The following is a 19,705-nucleotide window of genomic DNA, read 5'->3' as shown; positions in this document are numbered from 1 at the left end:
CAGAAAAAAAAATGACCAGGAGGCGTCAAGTCTCTGTCGCGACCACGCTGAAACGCTCGAAGGGCGGCCAGGTCGCGCTGTATGCCAAGGCTTTGCCCGGCAATCCCTATGACGGCCACACGCTGGCGACCGTCATTCCCGACATCGAGAAAACCATCGGCGATGAGATCGAGCGCCGCCAATATCGATGGGGAGTACATCGCCCGCATGGAGGATCTCCTCGATCTCTATGCCGAGCCGCATGATCCCAAGCGACCGGTGGTCTGCTTCGATGAAAGTCCGATCCAGCTCATCGGCGAGGTGCGCGTGCCCATCGTGCCGAAACCCGGAAAGCGATACCGCTACGACTCCGAGTACAAACGTAACGGCACGGCCAACCTCTTTGTCATGGTCGACGCCAACCGGTCGTGGCGCAGGGTCAAGGTCACCGACCGGCGCGCCAACGAGGACTTCGCCGTCTGCATGCGCGACCTGGTCGACGTGGACTATCCCGGCGCCGACAAGGTCCGCGTCGTGATGGATAACCTATCAACCCACACGGCCTCCGCTGTCTATCAGACCTTTCCAGCAGTCGAGGCGCGTCGGATCTTGCGACGCCTGGAGTTCCACTACACACCCAGGCACGCCAGTTGGCTCAACATCGTCGAGATCGAAATCGGCGTCATGCGCCGCCAATGTCTTGATCGCCGCATCGCTAGCCGCGACCTCCTTGAAACAGAGATTCGGACCTGGGAACGCCGCCGCACCGAAAGTGGCGCCCGTATCCGCTGGATGTTCTCCACACAGCAGGCCCGAGCGAAGATGGCAAAATCCTATCCCACGCCATCTCTCGAAGAGTCATAATCACCGCGACGCGACACTAGCGCCGATCATTGTTCACGGTCGACAAACCCAGAAACGGTCACAATCGTGCGCCACTCGTTGTTCGGCGAAGGCGCTCGCATCATCGCAGCTGTTCCGACAGCGTTATTCATACAGGCGGGTCCGACCACGCTCAGCCTTTGAGTGATCCGACAATTCTGTCGGCTTTGCCGATTTACATACGGCGCCTCGGCCGGCATCGCCAGATGCTAGGAGCCCCACAAAACCACAGTTTCAAGCAGGCCTATCTCGCAAGGCTGCAGCGCCCCAAAAATCGTGATTCGTTCACGGTCCAGACGCTCGCCGCCAACATCGGCGTCGTCGAACAGGGCCCTGGGCGCGGAGTGCGTTGACTGCGGTAGGTCAATGTCGCGTTAGGCTTGTCCGATGTACGACAATGCTGGACATGCGAGACCGCCTGTTTGAGCCATTTCGTTGTATTAGAAAGAGTTCTTCCTTTGGCACTCATATTGCTTCTAGCATTTGCAGGACACGCCACGGACCGACTTATCGCGCGGAGATATCGATATGCTAGCACAATGGTTTCTGCCGAGCCCAACTTCCGATCATCAAGGAGCGGATCGTTTCAGATGCAGAAGTAACTGGCTGTTCGCGCCTGGTCGAGGCAGCACAGGCGCATATTCCGCTGTCGTGCCCCGGCTACCGGCACGAGGACGCAGGTTTCGGGCGCTGCAATCTTGGCGCGGGCGTGGGAGAAGTGATCGATGCCGACGCGCTCAAGCGCGATTTGGATCAGAGATTCCGCAACTCGCTTGTCGAAGCTTCTCTGCTGCCGATAGCGGAAACTACGCCGAAGCCGAGGCAGGAAACATGCATTGAAGTGCAGCGTCTGGCGGGTGGATCCGGATACATGCAACAGTAGGAACCTAAATCATGGCTCACTCTGCGGACCTCGACCTGTTCCGCCAACGCATCGCCGAGGCGCTCCCTTCGGCCAATATCCCAACCCTACTACTCCTTCTGTACCAGTTCACAGGAAAGGAGTACTGGCTCAACCCGCCGTTTGTTCCCGTGAAGAGTGGCTGGGGCGACAACGATTCAGGGGGGCTCGCGGACGAATTGCAGACGAAGATTCGCAATGCAGCACTGGCCGCCATCATCTCTTGGCGCCGCGGCGCACAAGTCGCCAGGCAGGACCTGTCGGCAGAAGAGTTGATCCGCATGCTAACTGTGTCTGAGGCCGAGCCTATCCCGCCAGAATACGCTGAAATGATGCTTCATAAGCTGCGGAGATATTCAGGCGCCATTCCGGATCCGGTGTCCTTGCCGGAGGGGTTTCGTGTGCTCATCATCGGGGCGGGCATGTCCGGTGTCGCAGCCGCGATTCGGTTAAGTCAATTGGGCATCTCCTACATCCAGATCGAAAAGCAAGACAGCGCCGGCGGGGTCTGGCACTCACATCACTATCCTGGCTGCGGAGTGGACACGCCCGGGCATCTCTACTCCTACACTTTTGCCAGTGGCGACTGGAGCAAGTTCTTCCCGTTACAAAAGGAAATCGACAACTACTTCAACCGTGTTGCCCGCGACTTTGGGATCGAGAGCTCCATCCGCTACGGCACCGAGTGCCTGGTCACCCGCTATGACGAAGAGAGCCTAACTTGGCACTCCCGGTTACGCTTGCCCAACGGTACGGAAGAAACCCTCGTGACCAATGTGGTCCTCTCGGCCGTGGGGGGCTTCACCACGCCGAAATGGCCGAACGTTTCGGGCCTGCGCGACTTCGACGGCCCGGTGGTACACACCTCGGAATGGGATCCAGAAGTCGCGCTCGACGGTAAACGCGTGGCCGTGATTGGTAATGGGGCTTCGGCAATGCAGGTTGTTCCCGCCATCGCAGATCGGGTGGGTGCCTTGACAATCTTCCAGCGCTCACGCCAATGGGCAGCGCCCTTCCCGAAATTTCAAAAGCCGGTTCCGGAACCGGTGCAGTTCTTCTTCCGCGAGGTGCCACACTACGAATGGCTGTACAGGCTCCGGCTGAGTTGGATTTTCGACAGTGAAGTGCACGAGGCCCTGCAGAAGGATCCGGCTTGGCCGCATCCGGACCGTTCCGTGAATGCGGTCAACGACGGCGACCGCGAGACTTACACACGATACATCGAGGGACAGCTGGCGGGGCGCCCTGACCTTGTCGCCAAGGTCATACCGTCGTACCCGCCATTCGGCAAGCGGATGCTCCTAGACAACGGCTGGTATAGAACCCTACTGAAGCCGCATGTTACCCTGGTAGACGAAGCTGCTGCGCGTGTTGAGGGCAGGTCGATCCATGCGATTAATGGTGAAACGCATGGGGCAGACGTTGTCATCGTCGCCTCGGGCTACGATACCACACGCTATCTACTTCCGGTTCAGGTGATCGGACGCAATAGTCGGACGGTACGTGAGGTCTGGAACGATGATGACTGTCAGGCGTACCTTGGCACCGTTGTAGCGGGATTCCCGAATTTCTTCATGCTCTACGGCCCCAATACGGCGCACGGCCATCGCGGCAGCTTCATCTTCACAATCGAGAGCCAAATCGATTACGTGCTGAGTGTTCTGCGCCAGATGGGCGAGAATAAGCTTGTCGAAGTAGAATGCCGGCAAGATGTATATGAACGTTACAACCGGGAAATCCAACAAATGCACCAGCAGATGATCTGGAGCCATGCCGGCATGTCCACCTTTTTCCGCAACGATCGAGGACGAATCGTAACAAACAGCCCTTGGCGTCTGGTCGATTATTGGAAGTTGTTGAAGGAGGCGGATCTCGGTGACTACCGTACCGTGCCGCAGGTGGTTCCCGATTAGAGGCTTCGGATGAAGCGGTTTGAGAGGGCGGTCAACGACCCCCGCTCGCGACTACGACCTCGACCTTCTTGACCGAGGCGGCCTATCGGCATTGCGCTGCCATGACGAATGAGACCTATGGTCGTTCCCACGATCTCTCGAACAAGCGGGGGGGACGTCCATAGCGAATTGGCGCTGCCAACGGATGCGCCAGCATGGGCCCTTGAGCTAGGCCGTAGTGACGATTTAACTATCTGAGCCAGATAGCGATAGCGGCGAGTTTAACGAAGCCCATGAAGTTTGGCCAGCAGCTTATCGTAGCGAGTTGCGACACGGCGGAATTGCTTGAGCTTGTTGAAGAAGCGCTCGATGATATTGCGCTCTTTGTAGAGGTGAGTGTCGTAGGGACGCTGGACCTTGCGGTTGCGCTTCGGCGGGATGACGATTTCGGCCGGTTTCAGCGATCTTTTCGTGTAGGTGGTCGGCGTCATAGCCCTTGTCGGCGATCGTGGCGCCAGCCTCGCCTTGCGCCAACAATCCAGTGCTGACGCCCTCCAGGGTCAACCAGCAGCTAGCCGGTTCCACTGTACCGTCCAGAATTATCTGTCGTTGTCCGGAATTAAGCCGGGCTTCGGAGGTCGTGTGCGGTATTGTGCGCACCATGGCAAACCGTGGATCTACGCAGGCTGTACGCTGGCGGCCGCTTGGTTGAAACGATGAATGGCTGATTGACCGTAATTACCCACGCCCTTGTCAGGGGCAAGAATCCCTGAATCTATGGGGATATGGATCGCACTGATTTGCAGCGTCTGACGAAGGAAGAGTTGATCGATCTGGTGCTGCGGATGCAGCGGCCAGAGAAGACATCACGCACGTCGTCCAAGCCACCGTCGAGCGATCGCAAGGCGCGTCGGGACAGGGCAAAGCCTGGCGGCGCCAAGGCGGGTCATGAAGGTCACAGCCGCGCCATGAGTGAGAATGCCGATCGCATCATCGATCATCACCCCGACCAATGCCTTTGCTGCCGCGCCAGCCTGTCGAGCGACCTTGCTGCCGAAACCGTCAGCGAGCACGACAAGATTGAGCTTCCCGCGATCAGGCCTTTGATTGAGCGCCATCGGCGTCCGGCAGTCCGTTGCCCGTCCTGCGGCACGCTGGTCGTCGCGGCTGTGCCAGATGCGGCGAAGGGGACGCCCTTCGGGCCACGCGTGCACGCCGTAGCGACCTATCTCAAGACTTTCCAGGCCCTGTCCTACGAGCGGCTGCAGGGCGCGTTCGCGAACCTTTTCGGTCTCACCATCAGCCAGGGCGGACTGATGAACATGTTGCGCCGTGCGCAGGGCGCGTTCGCGGCCGAGTGCGACAAGGCCGTCGCGGCGTTGCGCCGGGCCAAGGTCATCGCCTCCGATGAGACCGGCGTGCGGATCGAAGGAAGCAACGCCTACCACTGTGTGTTTCGCTGCGCCGAAGCGGTTGTTCATCAAGCGGTCCCAACGCGGGGCGCCGTCGTGGTCCGGACCCTGATGGACGGCCATCGGCCCGACGTCTGGTGTTCCGATCGCTATGCCGCGCAACAAGGTCACGCAAATGCGCATCAGACCTGCCTGGTGCATCTCGCCCGCGACGTCGCCTATGCGGACGAGGCAAGTGAGGACATGCTGCCCTCACGGCTCAAGCGTTGGCTGCAAAGGGCCTTCGCCCTAGCCGACGGTATCGAAACCTTCGCCGCCTCGACCATCACCGGCAAGCGTCGCGCCCTGGAGCGAAGTCTGGACGATATCTTCGCCACCACAACGTCGTGCGATCTGGCCCGCGACATCCAAAACAAGTTCAGGCGAGCTCGCGATCAACTTTTGACCTTTGCCCAATGGCCAGGAATGGTCGACGCGACGAACAACGCCTGCGAACGGGCTCTAAGACCCGCCGTCGTTCAACGGAAGATCTCCAACGGCTATCGCGCCATGTGGGCCGCCCAGGGCGAAGCCGACATTCGAACCGTCGTCGACACGGCTCGTCTCGCGCCAGGCACGAACCCCTTCAAAATCATCCTTCAAACCGTCAGCGCCTGAAATCCGCTATGACCGAGCCCGCGACCTTGATCTTCCGAGCCTCTCTTCGGGCGCGGCTTTATCGGGACATCGAGGTGTCGAGTTCGAGCACGCTAGCGGATCTGGCCGAAGCCATGGTAGCGGCATTCGGCTTCGACATGGACCACGCCTACGGCTTTTATTCAAAGCTGACGGGAAAGCTGTTCGACTCGCCCCAGCGGTTCGAACTCTTCGCCGACATAGAGGGGAGCGGTTCTCGCAGCGTGAAGGGCACGCGCGTCACCACAGCCTTCCAGAAGGCGGGCTCGGCAATGACCTTCTTGTACGACTACGGTGACGAGTGGCGCTTCCGCGTTGAAGTTATTGGAACAGGGCAGGCGCAGCCCGATGCCAATTACCCGAGGATCGTTAGCAAGATCGGCAAGGCTCCCCCGCAGTACCCGGACATCGACGACGAGTGACGACGCACCGGGCCGCATCGAGGGGGCTAGGGGGTGGGTAATTACCTCAACTCCGGGCTCCATTTGGACACAGCACGATGTTCGTGGCTCACCGGCGAGGTCAGAGCGGAGCAGTCTCAACAACGCCATCCGACATCTTTTGTCGGGTTTGTCGAGTTCGCGATATGGCCATTTTCAGTCGATCTCTTGCTTTGCTTCGGGCTAATCGACTGAAAAGCAACCACAAAGTTCCTTCTTCAGCTCAATCAAGCAAGCTGGCATGACTCTTGAGAGCCTTCGTTGCCGGGCGGGCAACAGCTGCCGGCCATAACTCGTGTCACGGGTAGACACGATGAACAGGCGAAGGACCGCAATGCTTCAGGCTCTCGATCTAAGGCAACGTATTCCTTCGACCATGACAATGGTCGCACCAAAAACGCGAATCATATTTGGGTACATAATTTATCTTCGTCCTAACCGACGCAAAGTACATTTTCATGGCATAACAAAATGAACGCTCGCAGCATCTCGATCACTAATACGCGCCTTTTGTGGTACAGGCGCATGTTCATTGCTGAACGATCTCTGATTTCCTTCGCGATGGGCGTTTTTGCGCTGCTTCCAGTCTACCTGTTGTCGGTTGGGCGCGACGAGATATTTTTTGGTTCGATCTCAGCAGCAGGCATGGCGGTCGCTATATTAATAGTTTTGATCAGTCCTACGCTGATACGCCAGTTTAGTGTGCGGAGGCTCGCACCCATCGGCGGGCTTCTCTGTGCAGCAGCCTGCGCGACCATACTCTTGAACGAATTGTCGGGGGTTCGCGCGACATTCCCCTACTTCCTCAGCTACATGCTGCAATCAGGCGGATGGGCGCTGCACTTCACTATGGGCTCGATATGCATTTCCGCCCTCTCAAGCGATGCAGACCGGCCATCGAGCTTCATGGCCTACTCTGCATTCGCCACCTTAGGGTTAACCTGCGGACCGCTGCTGAGCAGCCTCCTTACCCGGTACGCCGGCTTGGGCACGCTGGATATGTTCATTCTGGCAATGCTCGCGGCGACGGCAGGGTCAGCGTTGTCATCGTGGGCAGCGCAACGTGCGGCGAACATCCGCGAAGCCGGTATTCCGAATAACGCCTCGATTGCGCGCGACCTTTTCGATCTCCTCTTCAGCAAATCTGCTCTGTTTTTTGTTCTTGTATTGTTGTCCGCAAGCATTTACACTAGTTTGATAAACTTCCAGGCTATATTTGCGAATAAATCAGGTCTTCCGTACGAAATATTCTTTGGCTTTTGGGCCATAGGAGTAGTCGGCTCCAGATTTGCAATTGGTCCGCGCGTAACCCGCAGTGCGGCCGACCGCACCTTGCCGCTACTCCTGGGCGGGATGGTTGTTTCGCTTCTCGGCTTTCACTACTCCCCGGGCCACCCCGTCATTTACGCAATGGCATCGCTGGCGACCGGCATAACTTATGGGCTATCCTATCCCCTGATGCAGGCAGAAGCCATCCGCGTGACTGCGCCGCAGTCCCGGACTTTGGTGCAGATCATCTTCAGCCTTTCCTATTTTCTTGGACTGTATTTCTTCCCCTTCGCCGCCGGGCTCGTCTCAGTCCAGCTGGGATACGACACGCTGACGCTGTTGATTGCCGGCTTGGCTCTAGTGCAAACGGCTATCGCTCTCCTTGGCTATCGCACGATCCGGCGCAAGCCGACCCCGACCGTAGTTGGCAGTAAAGGCTGAAGCAGGGCACTATGCACGGGAGATCACACGTCGTCATCGGAGCCGGGCCGGTCGGTCGGGCAGTGGCGCTGCAACTTGCGGACCAGTCGGACTCGTTCGTTGTCGTGATTGACAGGAGCCATTCTGCGTTTGCCGTGGCGCAAGGCGTTGGTGGACGGATCGTTTATTGGTGTGGGTTTAGGCAAGCGGTCACCGCAATAGCCTTTGTAGCGTAGCCATGCCTTTCAAACACAATACCAGCCGCCGCCATCGTATTGAGAAGATGAAGTTCAGGGTGACGAACTGGCCAGAATATGAGGCAGGACTTCGTCATCGCGGCAGTTTGACCCTGTGGGTGACGCCGGAAGCCCTGTCCAGGTGGCAAGCGCCAAGACGCAAGACACGTGGCGGCCAGCACCGCTATTCTGATCTGGCGATCGAGACCACCTTGACGCTGGGCCTTGTGTTTGGCCTGCGGCTGCGCCAGGCAGAAGGCTTGCTGGAATCGGTGCTGCAACTGATGGGGCTGGCGCTCGCTGTCCCCGATCATACCACCCTGAGCCGTCGGGCGCGGAAATGGCAATCGCCCAACAAACGGCATGATCGCCAGGTTGCGCCGGAGGGACCAGTGCATGTTCTTGTCGACAGCACCGGCCTGCAGGTCTACGGCGCGGGTCAGTGGCTGGAGGAGAAGCACGGCGCCAGATCCCGTCGCAGTTGGCGCAAGCTGCATCTGGCACTGGATGCCGACAGCGGCGAGATCATTGCCCATACCCTGACTGATCAGGACACTGGCGATGTCTCTCAAGTTGAGCCACTACTCGACCAGATTGGCGGTCCGATCGGACAGTTTACTGCTGACGGCGCCTATGACGGAAAACCGACTTACGACGCAGTCATCGATCATAGCGCTGCCGCCGCAATCGTCATTCCGCCTCGCGTCAACGCGGTCGAACCATTCGACGATAGACCTGCCGGCCAAAGGGACCAGCATATCGCCGCAATCGGCAGAGACGGCCGGATGAAATGGCAGGTCTCCAACGGTTATGGCAAACGCTCGCTGGTCGAGACCGCCATAGGGCGATACAAGTCCACCATCGGGCGGCGTTTGCGGGCACGGTCGCTTCCCGTTCAGCAGACCGAAGTCGCCATCGGCTGCGCCGTCCTCAACCGCATGCTTGCCTGCGCACGCCCGAAATCCGCCCGCCGCAAGGCGGCCACGGCATAGCCTGCCGCTTCAAAGATCGACATCCGCTCAAGTCCGGACCCATGCACCAACGCCGCGTGCCATAGGAGTCGTGCCCCTCATGGAAGCCGCAAAGATCAGCGAAGAGCGCTTCCTGAGATAACCGGTCACGACGGGCGGGCAGCGACCACTGTGATTTCGACGAGCGTCCCCGCCGACAGGACCGCCTGGACGCAGCAGCGTTGGGGCCAATTGTCCGGGTCATCGCCAACCCACGCCCTCCACTCGGCATCGAACTCTTTCTTCTGCTCGAGGTCCGACAGCAAGACATTTACGGAAATCAGGTAGCGCTTGTCGGTCCGAAAATGCGCTAGAACGCCCTCGATCTTGCTGAAGCTCGCCTCGATTTGCCCTTTCAGGTCGAGGGTCTTGTCGTCGGAGGTCGCAACAGCCCAGACGAGGTTGCCAAATGCCGATCCCGAGCTGCGTCCGGGAGCGACCCCCGGCGTACGCTCTATCGGAAACGAACTGTTCATCTCGCACTCCCGTTCGATGTTTCGAGAAATGATAACTTAACAAGAAAGTTCTTACTCAAGAACGGTGCTTGATTACCATAGCAGCGGCTGATCATCCCGCCGCCAGCCGTCCATGGCCACGCAAGACCATCCCGCAGCGTGTTGTTCTCTTCAAGAACTATGCCAGACGGAACCGGACACAATTGCGTATGATGGCTGACAAATCAAAGCCGATTCTTTACACATACAACGGCGAGCCAAATATCTTCGGCAGTCATGGAGCCGCCATATGGACATGAGCCGAGCGAAAAGCTCCCGAACTTACGATGTCGTTATCATAGGCGGCGGTATTGTTGGCCTGTGCATTGGCTATGGCCTCGCTAAGAGTCAACTGGGCGTCGCTATACTTGACGGTACCGATGCCGATTTCAGCGCCTCGCGCGGAAATTTCGGAATGATCTCCATCTCGAACAAGGGGGGCAACAATATCCCCTATTTCCGCCTTTCGCTGACCTCGGGGAAGTTATGGCCCTTGTTCGCGGAGGAGATACGCGAATGTTCCGGTATCGATCCGCATTTCGACGCCCGGGGCAAGGTTTATTTGTCTCTGGGAGAGCGGGAACTCGACGAACAGAGAAGACACATTGGAGAGTTTTCGCGGCGAGCGGGAGCCGAATACCGGAACGAGATTCTCGACAGAGAAAGCGTTGACGAGTTGTTGGGCCATGTCGGTCTGGGAGAGACCGTAAGTGGGGGGTCCTTCAGTCCGCTGGACGGCTCCGTCGACCCCCTGAAATTCTATTCCAGCCTCCTCCGGGCCTACCTTGTTAGCGGCGGGCATTATCTCTCCGGTCATATTGTCGATCGTGTTACTCGCGACGCTGCAACTTTTTCCGTGACGACATCAGCGGGTCGGTTCTCGGCTCCAAAAGTGGTCATCGCGGCGGGCCTTGGCATTCCGCATCTCGCCGAACAGGTCGGGCTTCGGGTGAAAGTCCGTCCAGAACGCGGCCAGATCATCGTGACCGAAAGGATCGACAAGGTGTTCAAGTACCCGATCAGCGGCTTCTTGCGACAGAACGTCGAAGGCACTGTGATGATCGGCAGCTCGAGCGAATATGCCGGCTGCGACGACCGCACCACGGTTGAAATCCTGAAGGAGCTCGCGAAAGGCGCGGTCGAGAGACTGCCCTTGCTGCGATCCGTGCAAATTAACCGGAGCTGGGCGGCTCTCAGGCCGCGTACGCAGGACGGCTATCCGATCTATCAGGAATCAGGCGAGCAGCCGGGGGCCTTCGTTGTCTCGTGCCACAGCGGTATTACTCTATCGGCTCTACATGCGCGTCTCCTGCCGCAGTGGATCATGGAGGGTGCAAGGGACCGCCTTCTCGAGCCGTTCGGAATGGAAAGGTTGCGTGATGAACAACCGGCATGATGCCACCAATCAGATCTCCTCCATAAGTTTGGACTTCGAAGGCAATACCATTCCCGCCCGGGAAGGAGAGACCGTAGCCACAGCCCTTCTCGCCGCCAATCCGGGCTACACAGGCACCAGCCCGGTGAGTGGACGCCGTCGTGGTCCGTACTGCCTGATGGGCGTCTGTTTCGAGTGTCTCGTCGAAATCGACGGCGTTCCAAATCAACGCGCTTGCTTGGTGCCGGTGCGGGAAAACATGATTGTCCGCAGACAGAACGGACTTCGGCCGCTCGACCCGAGGGGGCTGAAGAAATGAGCCCGGATATCGTCGTCATCGGTGCCGGTCCCGCCGGCATGGCCGCGGCAATCAAAGCGGCCGAGTTTGGGCTGTCCGTGCTGGTCCTCGACGAACAACCTGCTCCCGGGGGGCAGAGGTTTCGCGCGATCGAAATGGCGGAGCGACGGGCAACGGGAAGCGGAGGCGCCCTGGATAAGGACGAAGCCCACGGAGCATTGATCGCGAGGCGTTTTCAGGAAAGTGGCGTCACTTATTTGGCGCAGGCGTCGGTCTGGGACGTGGCAGCCGATCCATTCGAGGTTAGCTATTTGCACCAAGGCAGCAGTGTTTCCGTACGGCCTGAAGCCATCGTCGTTGCGACCGGCGCCCTTGAGAGACCCGTGCCGATACCCGGTTGGACGCTGCCTGGCGTGATGACCGCGGGCGCCGCCCAGCTAATGCTGAAGGAGTCTGGACGCATTCCCAAGGGGCGCGTTGCGCTGTTGGGATGCGGGCCGCTCCTCCTTCTTGCGGCAAAGCAGCTTTTGGACGCGGGAGCCGACATCGTCGCGCTGCTACAGACGACGACCTTCGTCGATTTCCTTCGAGCGACGCCTAATCTTCCGAGCGCATTTCTGGCACCGAAGGTTCTGTTGGAGGGATTGAAGCTGCTCGGCCGCACGATCGGAATTAACGCTGCCGCCTCGCTGCAAGGCGCAAGAATTCTCGGAGAAGATTGCGTGACCGGCATTGAACATACGATCGGTCGACGTACCACGGCCCTGGAGTGCGATGTCGTCCTCATGCATTTCGGCGTCATCCCCAATACCCAGATCACGCGATTGGTCAGGGCCGACCACATGTGGAATGGCCGCCAACTATGCTGGCAGGCGATGACCGATGCCTGGCAGGAAACATCGATCCCGAACTTGATGGTGGTCGGCGATGGAGGTGGCATCTTTGGCGCAGACGCGGCCGAACTGTCCGGCCGGCTGAGTGTTTTAAAGATCGCATCTCAGCGGGGGGCGATACCGGAAGCCATAAGAGATAGGCTCGCTCATGATCTCAGGACGAAACACAGTAGGCTTGCCCGCGCGAGGGCATTCGTGGGGCGTTGGTGCGCGGATATGAAATCGAACGCATTTCGATCTTTAATGTAGTTGGTTATGCCTGCGTGACTTGACGCCGGATAGACTCCGGGCGTGCCCATGCCAGCATGCGGTTGAGAACGATGCAACCGATGGCAACCTCGGTTTGTTGAGCCGGAAGAGAGCGTGCTCGCAGGCGCCGTCCGATCAGCCCCTTGTATCGTCCGATGGCTGTTTCGCTCAGCGCCCGCTTGCCGTAGCCGGTGGCTGCCTGCCATTTCAGCCGACCGTCGCTTGCGATTGCGGCAATGTGCTTGTCCCTTTGACCAGGCGGTCCGGTATCACCGCTTTCCACCGCCGTGGAACGCGGTGGAATGACGATGTTCGCGGTTGCGCTGTGCTGCAGGATAGACCGATAGGTTGGCTTGCCGCCATAGGCTCCGTCGGCTGTGAACTGGTCGATCTCGCCGTCGATCTGATCGAGCAGCGGTGCCACCTGGGAAGGATCATCCGTGTCCTGATCTGTCAGCCTTTGGGCAATGATCGCGCCACTTTTGGCATCCACTGCCAGATGCAGCTTGCGCCAGTTGCGACGTGATCTGGCGCCATGTTTCTGCTCCAGCCATTGCCCGGCGCCGTAGACTTTCAATCCCGTGCTATCGACAAGCACATGCAGCGGGCCGTCCGGCAGCGGCGGGTTTCGTCGGGCTGATGGCTCCCACTTCTGTGCCCGACGGCTCAGCGTCGTATGATCTGGAACTGGGACTTTCAGCCCCATGAGATCCAGCAGCGAGTGGAGCAATCCCTCGGTCTGGCGCAGCCGCATTGCCAAGACGCAACCCAGCGTCAGCGCTGTCTCAATGGCGAGATCGGAATACCGGGCTTGGCCGCCGCGGGTCTTGCGTCGCGGAGCGCGCCATCCCGCAAGTGCCTCCGGCGTTACCCATAAGGTCAGGCTACCACGCCGGCGCAGACCTGCTTCGTAGTCACGCCAATTCGTCACCCTGAATTTCATCTTTCCGACGTGATGACGACGATCTGCGTTGTGTTTGTACGGCATGGCACTCGCATCAAGCTGATTTCGATCCTGCCTGCCTATCGCCAAACCGTTGACAAAGGATCCATGCACCAACGCCATTGAACAGGCGAAGCTGTTGGCCTCCGTGCACAGCGTCGAAGGTGTCGTCAATGTCGAGTACGATCCGCTTCGGCACCTGCCGGAACGAGGCGCAATAGAGATCGACCATCGCCCGCCCCATCGCAACCAGCTCCCGCACGCCGGGCAGGTTCTCCAGCCGGCACAGCGTCGATTGCGACGCCAGATCCCGACCCGACGGCAGCGCATCCTGGGCCATCTTGAAGACCGGATCGCGGCGCAGCCGGTTGGCGTCGTTGCCGTCCTCGTAGCCGGCGGCAATCATCTTCATGCGAAAGCCGATCATGTCCGCCAGGCTGTGGACGACCTGGTCCGGGCAGCGCGGATCGTCGATGCAACGCGCCAGACGCTCGGCCACCCGCAACCGCTTTTCCACCTCGGCCAAAGCCAGAACGCCGCTGTTGGACGACAGCATGCCGCCGTCGAAACGGGCGACGACGGACTTGCCGCCGACTGATGACAAACCGCTCAGCGGCAGCGTAAGATCGTTCATGGTGGGTGTGGTCTCCGGGAAATGGTTCGGATCGGCTTAAGCAACCAAATCCTAAGTCATTTCAACGGCTTGCGCCACATCCACCAACCCCCAGTAGAGTCGAGGAAGGGCGCGGTGGCTTGGGCCGTGTTGGCATCGCTCCGTTTCCCTTCCCCGCTCATCAAACCGGACGTGCGGATTTCCCGCATCAAATGTGTTTGAGCACATTTGATGCGTAATGTGGCTTCGGTAGAGATGTGGCGTCGGCCGCCGCGGGCCAGAAGCGGCAGGCCGGTGAGGATGCCGAGCGCCACATAACAAACTGGATATAGGTGATCGGATTTCCCACCTCACTGGAGATCCGAGGCATGTTCGAGGACTTATTCGCCTACCCGAAGGTCGTAGCGCGTCACCATGACGGGCCCGAGGCCTCGAAGCGGCTGCGCTATCTCAAGCATCTCGCCGATCAGCGTGCGGCTCGTGAGACTTTGCTGCGCACGGCCCGCGAACTGCTGGTCATTGCGGAGCGGCTGGACCTGTCCGGCGGCAGGTGCGTCAGGCAGGCCGAGATCGACGCGGCCGCTCAATCTTGGGCCCGATACCAGCACGCGCGAAACAGAGCCTGCGGTGAGAAGTGGTCACGGCGTTTGTTCCATGACGTCGCCGCAGCGTGGCTTTGCTTTCTTGGCCAGCTTGACGAACCGGCTCCCAACGAACCGAAGGCCCATTGTGAAAAGGTCGACGACTTCATCGCCTATCAACATGATGAGCGTGGCTTGTCGGCGAGCACCCTAGCCAACCAGCGCTGGCAGGTAGAGACTTTCCTCGAACATTTAGGCGTCGAAAAATCGTCGATCGCCGACATCACCGTTGCAGACGTAGACGCTTTCCTCGACGTGAAGGGTCGTGGCGGGTGGTCTCGGGTGTCGGTAGCGACGAGCGCGCACGCCCTGCGCGCGTTCTTCCGCCATGCTCAGCGTCGACAATGGTGTTGCCCCGGAATCGCCGCAGCGATCGACGCGCCGCGACTGTTCAGGGAAGAAGCTTTGCCGATGGGCCCGGCATGGCCCGATGTCCAGCGGCTCCTTGAGAGCACGAGGGACAGGACCGCGCGTGACGTCCGTGACCACGCGATTCTAAAGCTGCTCGCGATCTACGGACTGCGAAGCGGCGAAGTCCGCGGTCTTTGTCTCGAAGACATCGATTGGACGAGAGAGGTCATCAAGGTGACCCGGTCCAAGCAGCGCAAGATGCAATACTACCCCCTGGTGACCTCCGTCGGCGACGCTGTTGTGAGTTACCTTCAGCTGGCGCGCCCCCGCTGCCGTCGCCATGAGGTCTTCCTCACCCTCAAGGCCCCGTTCCGGCCGCTGTCGGCGAGCGCAGTGTACCATGTGGTTGCAAGCCGACTGAGCGCCCTGGGGGTTCAGTCGATGCATTTTGGCCCTCATGGACTTCGCCACGCCTGCGCCACCCACCTTGTTGCGCAAGGTCTGAGCCTGAAGGAAATCGGGGACCATCTCGGCCATCGCAGCGCCTTTGCGACCCGCACCTACGCCAGGGTCGACCTTGCCGGACTGCGCGAGGTCGGGGCGTTCGATCTGGGAGGACTGGCATGATCCTTTCAGAAATTATCGCCAGCTTTGTCGATCACCGGCAAGCAATCGGAATGCGCTTCCGCACGGAGGTGCGCACGCTCAAGTCGTTCTGTCGCTTCGTCGGCGACAGACCTCTGCCGGAGGTGACGGCCGACCGAGTGTTGGCCTTTCTGGCGGGACGCGGCCCGGTGACCCGTTTCTGGGAACGAAAGCATTCTGTTCTGGCGGGCTTCTATCGGTTCGCGATGGCCCGGGGGCATACAAACATATGGCCGTTGCCACGCGCCGTCCCCAAGCCGACGGAAGCCTTCGTTCCCTACATTTACTCCCGCGAGGAGATCGGTCGTTTACTCGACGCCGTCGTCCTGATCGACCATCCTCGCTGTCCTATTGATCCGGACACATACCGAACGCTCCTGCTTCTCCTTTACGGCGCGGGCCTTCGCCTTGGCGAGGCACTGTCCCTCACCTTAGCCGACGTCGACCTCGAGGAAGGGATTCTGTGCGTCCGCGAGAGCAAGTTTTACAAGACCAGACTGGCTCCGATCGGCCACGACCTCGTGCGCATCTTATCCCGGCACGCTTCTCGCCGCCGCGAAGGCCAGTCTGCAGAATCCCTCTGGTTCCTCACGCGCCAGGGCGCCCCTGTGACCCTGCAACACGCTGAGAGGGAGTTCTGCCGATTACGCGTCAAAGCGAATGTCGTGTGCGCCGGCGCCGGGCCGCGACATCAGCCTCGCTTGCATGATCTTCGTCATAACTCCGAGTGCCGGATTATTCCGAGTGACGCCATCGCCGCGGCGTAATTTTCTCATGATTGCAAGTAATTGGATCAGCGTCGGCCGTTGATTGCGCGACATTATTCGGCTGCTCTTTCTGAGCGTGAACTTTCCCACGATATAGGGAGACAGACGATGATTGATCTGAATGAGGCGCTAGCCAAAGATCGCTGGATAGGCCGATTGGCTAGCCACCTGGATGGTTTCGAGGCTTTGCTCGATGGCCAGGGATACCCCAAAACGACTGTTCAGCAGAAGATTAAGCTCCTGGCTGGTTTCAGTGCTTGGGTGGAGAGGCAGGATGTTCCGCTGAGCTTGCTCGGGGAAGAGGACGCAGATCGATTTCTGACGGAACTTGGTCGGCGCCCGAGGCGTGGCGATGCCTGGACCATTCGGCAGTTGCTCCGATATCTGCGCGACACGGGCGGCGTGCCGGTACCGCTGCTGGAGGTCGATACGAGCGCCAAGGGTAAGCTGATCGACGCATTTGGGGAATTCCTGCGCACCGAGCGTGGTCTCTCGGCATCGACATTGACGAACTATCTGCCGATTGTTCGTGGGTTCCTGGACGAACAGTTTGGCGGCAACGATCCGGATTTTGACCGCTTGCGAGTGGGCGACGTTCATCGGTTCATCGTGCGGCGCGCCCAGGCCGGTTCGCCCGGCCGCGCCAAGTTGGCGGTCACGGCGCTGCGTTCGTTTCTGCGCTTCCTCCAGCAACGCGGGTTGCTTGCCACCGATCTCGCTGTCGCGGTGCCTGGGATCGCCGGCTGGCGCTTGGCACATCTGCCGAAGGCGCTGCCTGCCGAACAGGTCGAACGGCTCCTTGCGTCTTGCGACAGGAGAACACCGGCCGGCCGCAGGGACTACGCGGTTCTGATGCTGCTCGCGCGCCTCGGCTTACGGGGTGGCGAAGTCTCGGCCTTGACCCTGGACGATCTCGACTGGGATTGCGGCGAGATCGTCGTGCATGGCAAGGGTCAACGGCTGGCGCGGCTGCCACTGCCGGCGGATGTCGGTGCCGCCTTGGTCGACTATCTGCGGCAAGATCGGCCTGCTTGCTCAACACGCCGCGTCTTCATTCGCATAAAGGCGCCCAGACGGAGTTTTGTCAGCCCGTCGACTATTTGCTGCATCGTCCATCGTGCGCTCAAGCGCGCCGGTCTGACGCCGGCGTTCAAGGGTGCGCACCTGTTGCGTCACTCACTCGCCACCGATCTGCTGCGCCGCGGCGCCTCGCTCGTTGAAATCGGTCAACTTCTCCGCCACAGCCAGCCGAACACGACACAGATCTATGCCAAAGTCGACATCGCGGCGTTGCGTGCCATTGCGCTACCCTGGCCAGGAGTCGCATCATGAGCGCGTTGCAAGCGGCGCTCGAAGAGTACCCGGCCGCGCGCCGCGCCCTCGGCCATAAGCTGCGTCTTTCCGGACGGTTGCTGCAGCGCTTCGTTGTCTTTGCCGAATCTTCCGGCGCCACCGTCATCACCACCGAGATTGCCCTGGCCTGGGCCATGCAGCCGGCAGAGGCACAGCCCGCCCAGTGGGCCAACCGGTTGGCGATGGTTCGCCGGCTCGCGCGCTATTGCAGCGCCATTGACCCGCAGACCGTCGTCCCGCCGCCCGACCTTCTTCCTCACCGGTATCGTCGGCCATCGTCGCCCTATGTTTACCGCGACGAAGAGATCACCCGACTGATCGACGCGGCAAAGCGCTTGCCGTCGACAGTCGGCCTTCGCCCGCAGACCTATGCCACGCTCTTCGGCTTGTACGCGGCGACCGGCATGCGCTGTAACGAACCGCTGCGTCTCGATCGCGGCGACACCAATCTCGTTGATGGCGTGCTGACGGTTCGCGACACGAAGTTCGGCAAGTCGCGCTACGTGCCGCTTCACCCCTCGACGCAACACGCTCTCAAAATCTATGCGGCCAGCCGAGACCGGTCATGCCCCAATCCCCTGAGCTCCAGCTTCTTCCTTTCCGAGCGCGGCATGCGTTTAACCGAATGGGCCGTGCGGTGGACGTTCGTCAAGCTGTCGCGCGAGGTCGGCCTCCGCGGCGCCAATGACTCCCGCGGGCCACGCCTGCACGACCTTCGCCACCGACTGGCCGTGACAACATTGCTGCGCTGGTATCGCAACGGCATCGATGTCGAACGCCACCTGCCCGAGTTGGCGACCTATCTCGGCCATGCCCACATCACCGACACCTATTGGTATTTGACGGCAACGCCGGAGCTGCTGCAGCAAGCGCTGCTGCGGGCGGAACAATCTCAGCCGGAATCCCGCCCATGAGCGCCGCCCCAACGTTCCCCGCTCTTCTTGAGGCCTTCTTCACCGATCGCCTCATCAGACAACGACAAGCAAGCCCGCATACGCTGGCGAGCTACCGCGATACCTTCTGCCTGCTGCTGGCCTATGCCCAGCGGCAGCTACGCAAGGGGGCCTCGCACGTCACCTTGCCGGATCTCGACACCGCCTTCCTTGGCGCCTTCCTCGATCATCTCGAACACGAACGCGACAACTGCGCCAGGAGCCGCAATGTCCGTCTTGCCGCCATCCATTCCTTCTTCCGCTATGTGGCCTTGCATGCGCCGGAACACAGCGCATTGGCTCAGCGCGTGCTCGCCATTCCGAGCAAGCGTTACGTGCGCCGGCCGGTCGCCTTCCTCAGTAGCGTCGAAGTCGCCGCCTTGCTCGCCGCCCCCGACCTCGGCAGCTGGATCGGGCGCCGTGACCGGGCGCTTCTGTTGCTGGCCGTGCAGACCGGCCTGCGTGCTGCCGAAATCGTCGGCCTTCGCTGCGAGGACATTGTCCTTGGCCCGGCCGCCTATGTGCAATGTCAGGGAAAGGGCCGAAAACTCCGCAATACCCCGCTTCGCAAGGATACGGTCACGGTGCTGCGTGCCTGGCTTGCCGAGCGACGCGGGCGGAGCGCCGATCCTGCCTTCCCGACGATAAGCGGCACGTCATTGAGTCACGACGCACTTCAATATCTGCTGAACAAGCACCTCGCCGTCGCACGTCGCCACTGCCCATCGCTGGCCAGCAAGCACGTAACGCCGCATGTCCTGAGGCATACCCTGGCAATGGACCTGCTCCAGCACGGCGTCGACCGCTCGGTCATTGCTCTGTGGCTGGGCCACGAGTCGGTCGAAACCACCGCCATCTATCTTCAGGCCGACATGAAGCTCAAGGAGCAAGCTCTGGCGAAGACCGACACGGCCGACATCCGGTTGGGCCGCTACAAGCCCGACGACCATCTCCTTGCATTCCTGAAGAGCCTCTGATTATGCCGACCCAACAGCCACAGATCGCCCGCACTCTTTGGCCTCCCGGACCGTCACT

At 60.1% G+C, this 19,705-nt stretch carries 18 protein-coding genes and 4 pseudogenes; 17 read left to right on the top strand and 5 right to left on the bottom strand.

All coding sequences use genetic code 11. From position 1 onward, the window contains the following. Positions 1-26 precede the first annotated feature (26 nt). The 4 genes and pseudogenes from DBIPINDM_RS02715 to DBIPINDM_RS02700 all read left to right on the top strand — a co-directional run. Positions 27-176, top strand: a pseudogene (locus tag DBIPINDM_RS02715) (IS5/IS1182 family transposase); the annotation flags it as partial. A gap of 7 nt (positions 177-183) precedes the next feature. Continuing rightward, a pseudogene (locus DBIPINDM_RS02710) lies at positions 184-843 on the top strand (IS630 family transposase); the annotation flags it as partial. 736 nt (positions 844-1,579) lie between these two features. Further along, positions 1,580-1,744, top strand: a complete 165-nt coding sequence (locus DBIPINDM_RS02705; RefSeq protein ID WP_258580664.1) for a hypothetical protein — start codon at positions 1,580-1,582, stop codon at positions 1,742-1,744. Between the two features lie 11 nt (positions 1,745-1,755). After that, positions 1,756-3,675 carry a flavin-containing monooxygenase gene (locus DBIPINDM_RS02700; RefSeq protein ID WP_258580663.1) on the top strand — a complete coding sequence of 640 codons (1,920 nt, stop codon included), beginning with the start codon at positions 1,756-1,758 and terminating at the stop codon, positions 3,673-3,675. Positions 3,676-3,904: 229 nt separating this feature from the next. Here DBIPINDM_RS02700 and DBIPINDM_RS02695 read toward each other — a convergent pair. After that, a pseudogene (locus DBIPINDM_RS02695) lies at positions 3,905-4,173 on the bottom strand (transposase); the annotation flags it as partial. Between the two features lie 266 nt (positions 4,174-4,439). Here DBIPINDM_RS02695 and tnpC point away from each other — a divergent pair. The 5 genes from tnpC to DBIPINDM_RS02675 all read left to right on the top strand — a co-directional run bounded on the left by tnpC (position 4,440) and on the right by DBIPINDM_RS02675 (position 9,098). Then, a complete protein-coding gene (gene tnpC / locus DBIPINDM_RS02690; RefSeq protein WP_258580662.1) occupies positions 4,440-5,723 on the top strand; it encodes an IS66 family transposase in 1,284 nt (427 codons plus the stop codon). A gap of 8 nt (positions 5,724-5,731) precedes the next feature. Further along, positions 5,732-6,163 carry a plasmid pRiA4b ORF-3 family protein gene (locus DBIPINDM_RS02685; RefSeq protein WP_258580661.1) on the top strand — a complete coding sequence of 144 codons (432 nt, stop codon included), beginning with the start codon at positions 5,732-5,734 and terminating at the stop codon, positions 6,161-6,163. Positions 6,164-6,652: 489 nt separating this feature from the next. Further along, on the top strand, positions 6,653-7,891 hold the full coding sequence (locus DBIPINDM_RS02680) for an MFS transporter (RefSeq protein ID WP_258580660.1): 1,239 nt from the start codon (positions 6,653-6,655) through the stop codon (positions 7,889-7,891). A gap of 11 nt (positions 7,892-7,902) precedes the next feature. Beyond that, positions 7,903-8,106, top strand: a complete 204-nt coding sequence (locus tag DBIPINDM_RS43560; protein ID WP_416361675.1) for an NAD-binding protein — start codon at positions 7,903-7,905, stop codon at positions 8,104-8,106. A gap of 2 nt (positions 8,107-8,108) precedes the next feature. Beyond that, a complete protein-coding gene (locus DBIPINDM_RS02675) occupies positions 8,109-9,098 on the top strand; it encodes an IS5 family transposase (RefSeq protein WP_258580659.1) in 990 nt (329 codons plus the stop codon). 125 nt (positions 9,099-9,223) lie between these two features. Here the strand turns inward: DBIPINDM_RS02675 and DBIPINDM_RS02670 are convergent, their stop codons facing one another. Beyond that, complete coding sequence (locus DBIPINDM_RS02670) at positions 9,224-9,592, bottom strand: Rid family hydrolase (RefSeq protein WP_258580658.1); 369 nt, start codon at positions 9,590-9,592, stop codon at positions 9,224-9,226. A gap of 268 nt (positions 9,593-9,860) precedes the next feature. Between DBIPINDM_RS02670 and DBIPINDM_RS02665 the strand changes: the two genes are divergently transcribed. From DBIPINDM_RS02665 to DBIPINDM_RS02655, 3 genes are read left to right on the top strand one after another with little or no spacing between them, the layout of a single operon-like run. Next, on the top strand, positions 9,861-11,006 hold the full coding sequence (locus tag DBIPINDM_RS02665) for an NAD(P)/FAD-dependent oxidoreductase (protein ID WP_258580657.1): 1,146 nt from the start codon (positions 9,861-9,863) through the stop codon (positions 11,004-11,006). After that, the gene (locus DBIPINDM_RS02660; RefSeq protein ID WP_258580656.1) at positions 10,990-11,304 is read left to right on the top strand and encodes a (2Fe-2S)-binding protein; all 315 of its coding nucleotides are present in this window, start codon (positions 10,990-10,992) and stop codon (positions 11,302-11,304) included. The genes DBIPINDM_RS02665 and DBIPINDM_RS02660 overlap by 17 nt, the downstream gene beginning before the upstream one ends. Further along, positions 11,301-12,425 (top strand): FAD-dependent oxidoreductase, encoded by a 1,125-nt coding sequence (locus DBIPINDM_RS02655; RefSeq protein ID WP_258580655.1) that lies wholly within the window; start codon positions 11,301-11,303, stop codon positions 12,423-12,425. Before DBIPINDM_RS02660 ends, DBIPINDM_RS02655 begins: the two co-directional genes overlap by 4 nt. A 4-nt stretch (positions 12,426-12,429) precedes the next feature. On the opposite strand, the gene DBIPINDM_RS02650 is transcribed toward DBIPINDM_RS02655, so the two are convergent. The 3 genes and pseudogenes from DBIPINDM_RS02650 to DBIPINDM_RS02640 form a co-directional block, all read right to left on the bottom strand. Further along, positions 12,430-13,413 (bottom strand): IS5 family transposase, encoded by a 984-nt coding sequence (locus tag DBIPINDM_RS02650; protein WP_258580676.1) that lies wholly within the window; start codon positions 13,411-13,413, stop codon positions 12,430-12,432. Positions 13,414-13,489: 76 nt separating this feature from the next. Beyond that, positions 13,490-14,002, bottom strand: a pseudogene (locus DBIPINDM_RS02645) (transposase); the annotation flags it as partial. Positions 14,003-14,058: 56 nt separating this feature from the next. Further along, positions 14,059-14,295 carry a hypothetical protein gene (locus DBIPINDM_RS02640; protein ID WP_258580654.1) on the bottom strand — a complete coding sequence of 79 codons (237 nt, stop codon included), beginning with the start codon at positions 14,293-14,295 and terminating at the stop codon, positions 14,059-14,061. Positions 14,296-14,349: 54 nt separating this feature from the next. Between DBIPINDM_RS02640 and DBIPINDM_RS02635 the strand changes: the two genes are divergently transcribed. The 5 genes from DBIPINDM_RS02635 to DBIPINDM_RS02615 all read left to right on the top strand — a co-directional run bounded on the left by DBIPINDM_RS02635 (position 14,350) and on the right by DBIPINDM_RS02615 (position 19,647). Continuing rightward, on the top strand, positions 14,350-15,600 hold the full coding sequence (locus DBIPINDM_RS02635; protein ID WP_258580653.1) for a site-specific integrase: 1,251 nt from the start codon (positions 14,350-14,352) through the stop codon (positions 15,598-15,600). Beyond that, positions 15,597-16,385 (top strand): tyrosine-type recombinase/integrase, encoded by a 789-nt coding sequence (locus DBIPINDM_RS02630; RefSeq protein WP_258580652.1) that lies wholly within the window; start codon positions 15,597-15,599, stop codon positions 16,383-16,385. Before DBIPINDM_RS02635 ends, DBIPINDM_RS02630 begins: the two co-directional genes overlap by 4 nt. 108 nt (positions 16,386-16,493) lie before the next feature. Then, on the top strand, positions 16,494-17,717 hold the full coding sequence (locus tag DBIPINDM_RS02625) for a site-specific integrase (protein WP_258580651.1): 1,224 nt from the start codon (positions 16,494-16,496) through the stop codon (positions 17,715-17,717). Beyond that, positions 17,714-18,652: a tyrosine-type recombinase/integrase gene (locus DBIPINDM_RS02620; protein WP_258580650.1), complete on the top strand. Its 939-nt coding sequence runs from the start codon at positions 17,714-17,716 to the stop codon at positions 18,650-18,652. The genes DBIPINDM_RS02625 and DBIPINDM_RS02620 overlap by 4 nt, the downstream gene beginning before the upstream one ends. Next, positions 18,649-19,647, top strand: a complete 999-nt coding sequence (locus DBIPINDM_RS02615; protein ID WP_258580649.1) for a site-specific integrase — start codon at positions 18,649-18,651, stop codon at positions 19,645-19,647. Before DBIPINDM_RS02620 ends, DBIPINDM_RS02615 begins: the two co-directional genes overlap by 4 nt. The last annotated feature ends 58 nt before the right edge of the window (positions 19,648-19,705 follow it).

The organism is Mesorhizobium sp. AR02 (assembly GCF_024746835.1).
Classification (GTDB): domain Bacteria; phylum Pseudomonadota; class Alphaproteobacteria; order Rhizobiales; family Rhizobiaceae; genus Mesorhizobium.
This window is presented reverse-complemented; position numbering and strand designations above follow the sequence as displayed.